Here is a 3,004-nt window from a genome sequence, read left to right on the forward strand (position 1 = left end):
GCCCAGCAGCGCCGCGGAGGCGCCGTCGCTCAGCGGCGAGGCGTTGCCGGCGGTCACGGTGCCGCCGGATTTGCCTCCAGCTGGGTCCTCGGCGACCGGGCGGAAAACGGTCTTCAGGCCGGCCAGCTTCTCGGCGGAGCTGTTCGGGCGGATGCCTTCGTCGCGGGCCAGCTCGGTGCCCGGGACGGTGATGACCTGGTTGTCGTACTTGCCCTCGTTCCAGGCGGCGTCGGCCAGGTTGTGCGAGCTGGCCGCGAACTCGTCCTGGCGTTCGCGGGTGATGCCGTGCCGCTCGCGCAGCTGCTCGGTGGCCTCGCCCAGGGAGACGGTCCACTCCTTCGGCATCTTCTTGTTGACCAGCCGCCAGCCCAGCGTGGTCGAGGCGAGCGTCATGTCGCCCGCCGGGTAGGGCTTCTCGGTCTTCGGCAGCACCCAGGGCGCCCGGCTCATTGATTCGACGCCGCCGACCAGCATCACGTCTGCGTCGCCGGTGTTGATCTGCCGGGACGCGATGATGGCGGCGTCCAGGCTGGAACCGCAGAGACGGTTGACGGTGGTGCCCGGGATGGAGGTGGGCAGGCCGGCCAGCAGGGTGGCCATGCGGGCCACATTGCGGTTCTCCTCGCCGGCACCGTTGGCGTTGCCGAAGATGACCTCGTCGATGCGGGCCGGGTCCAGCCCGGGGGCGCGGCCGACGGTTGCCTTGACTACTTCGGCGGCCAGATCGTCCGGCCGGACGCCTGCCAATCCTCCGCCGAATTTGCCGAACGGGGTGCGGATCGCGTCATAGAGGTACGCCTGGTTCACGAAGACTCCTTCGACCGCGCAGGATGCAGGCGCGGGCTCTGCTCCGGCGTGGCCGCGGGCACCTGCGCCGCGGCCACACCAACCGGAAGATTCTCAGCCGCGCCGTTCGTATCACGAACAACTGTGCGACATAAGAACTATAGCTACTTCCGTTCAGTCTCGTCAAGGGATGCGAAGACGCCCTGGGCCACTTTGAAGGCCACGTTTGCCGCCGGCACGCTGCAGTAAATCGCCGACTGCAGGATCACTTCCTTGATCTCGTCGCGGGTCATGCCGTTGGTCAGGGCGGCGCGCACATGCATCGCGAGCTCCTCCCAGTAGCCGTTGGCGATCATCGCGGTCAACGTAATCGCGCTGCGCGTGGTGCGCGGCAGGCCCGGGCGGGTCCAGATGGTTCCCCAGGCGTAGCGGGTGATCAGCTCCTGGAAGTCCTGGGTGAAGTCGTCGATCCCGGCGTTCGCGCGGTCCACATGCGCATCGCCGAGAACCTCGCGGCGGACTGCCATGCCGTCGTCGTACACGTCCTGCTGGGACTTGGCCGGATCGAAGGTCCGGTGCGTTTCACTCAAGGGGAGTGCTCCTTATCGGGTTGTTGCGGGTTGCTCAGGCGGCGAGGAAGAACTCGCGCAGCAGTTTGGCGGTTTCCTCCGGGGCTTCCAGCGGCGCCTGGTGCGCGGCGGAAGCAACGACGGCGGCACGTCCGTTGCGTACGCCGGCGGCCGTGGCCTCGGCGAAGGGCGGCGGGCAGACGTCGTCCTGGCCGCCGGCGATGGCGATCACGGGCGTGGCGATCTCGCCCAGCCGCTCCCGCACATCGAAGCCGGCCAGCGCCTCGCAGGCATGCGCGTAGGCAAAGCGGTCCGCGTTCTGCAGCGTGTGCAGCAGCCGTGTGGTGGCCTCGGCATGGGATTCGATGAAGCCGGGTGCGAACCAGCGCTGGGCCGAGCCTTCCACCATGGTGGGGGTTCCGGCCGTGCGCACGGTCTCGGCCCGGTCCAGCCAGGCCTGGGGTTCGCCGATTTTCGCCCCGGAGCAGAGCACGCCGATGCCCTTGAACAGCTCGGGATAGTCCAGTCCCAGCTGCAGGCCCAGCGCGCCGGCGAGCGAGACGCCGGCGTAGTAAACCGGGGCGTCGTTGGCGATCTCGCCGGAGGCCCGCAGTTTCTCCACGACCGTGGCGACGGCGGCGGCCAGCTCGGCCACCGTGAAGGTTTCGGTGGACGCCGGGCTCGCGCCGTGGCCGGGCAGGTCGACGCCGATGACCTGGAAGTCCGCCAGGAAAGGCACGGCGTCGCCCCAGAGCGCCTGGGCACCGGTGCCCAGGCCTGCGCCGGCGATCAGCACCGGCTTGCCGCTGCCTTCGGAGAGCAGGGTGGGGGTGATTTCGGGGACGGTCATGCTTGGCTCCATTCTGCAAAGTGTCCGGTGATCCGGTCGATCAGTTCATTGTTCTGGCCGAGGTAGTTGGCCGGGTCCAGCAGCGCCTTCAGCTCCGTGTCCGGCAGCTCCTCCTCGGGCACGGCCCGGCGGAGCAGGTCGGCCAGGGGCGCTCCCCCGCCGAGCGATTCGTTCACCAGCGCCTGGACCTTCGGCTTGCCGGCGCCGGGCGTGCCGGCATCCAGCAACGGGGCGACCGCGGCCATGATCTTTTCGCTCACGACGAGCGGTCCGGTGATCGCCAGGTTCTGCTGCATCCGGTCAATGTGCACCTGGAGGCCGCCGGCGAGTTCGGCCAGGTGTGCCGCCGCTCCCCCGGCCAGCCGCAGCAGCTGCCGCAGCGCCTGCCATTCCACGTGCCACGAGCCGTCCGGCCGCTCGTCGATGGCCCCGGCGGCAGCAGCCTGCACCTGGGCCAGATGCCCCGGGGCTGCCAGGGCCGCGCTGCGGATCAGCACGGACAGGACGGGGTTCTGCTTCTGCGGCATCGCCGAGGAGACGCCGCGCCCCTCGGCCCGGGGTTCGGACAGCTCGCCGAACTCCGGCCGGCTGAGCAGCAGCACATCGTTGGCCACCTTCCCGGCCGCGGCCAGCACGTCCGCCAGCGCCGCAGCGAGGGCGGTCATCGGCAGCCGGTTGGTCTGCCACGGGGCCACCGGATCGGCCAGCCCCAGACGCTCCGCAAGCTGGGCCGCAAGACCCAGCGCGCCGCCGTCGTTCTTGCCCTTGGCCTCCGCCACCGAGGTCAGCGCCGCCATGG

4 protein-coding genes are annotated in these 3,004 nt (G+C 70.0%); all 4 read right to left on the bottom strand.

Annotated elements, in window-relative coordinates; all coding sequences use genetic code 11:
- Nucleotides 1-807 (bottom strand): thiolase family protein (locus D477_RS20635; protein ID WP_005275337.1); only part of this gene is annotated, 807 nt, incomplete at its 3' end.
- 143 nt (nt 808-950) lie between these two features.
- Complete coding sequence (gene pcaC / locus D477_RS20640; protein ID WP_005275339.1) at nt 951-1,376, bottom strand: 4-carboxymuconolactone decarboxylase; 426 nt, start codon at nt 1,374-1,376, stop codon at nt 951-953.
- A 34-nt stretch (nt 1,377-1,410) separates the two neighbouring features.
- Nucleotides 1,411-2,205 (bottom strand): alpha/beta fold hydrolase, encoded by a 795-nt coding sequence (locus D477_RS20645; RefSeq protein ID WP_005275342.1) that lies wholly within the window; start codon nt 2,203-2,205, stop codon nt 1,411-1,413.
- A partial coding sequence (locus tag D477_RS20650) for a lyase family protein (RefSeq protein ID WP_005275344.1) occupies nt 2,202-3,004 on the bottom strand: 803 nt, incomplete at its 5' end. The genes D477_RS20650 and D477_RS20645, both read right to left, overlap by 4 nt.

The organism is Arthrobacter crystallopoietes BAB-32 (assembly GCF_000328305.2).
In the GTDB taxonomy this organism is placed as follows: domain Bacteria; phylum Actinomycetota; class Actinomycetes; order Actinomycetales; family Micrococcaceae; genus Crystallibacter; species Crystallibacter crystallopoietes_A.

Bases quoted from the DNA above. Each gene is read 5' to 3' on its own strand.
- D477_RS20645 (WP_005275342.1), bottom strand. From the start codon at position 2,205: ATGACCGTCCCCGAAATCACCCCCACCCTGCTCTCCGAAGGCAGCGGC.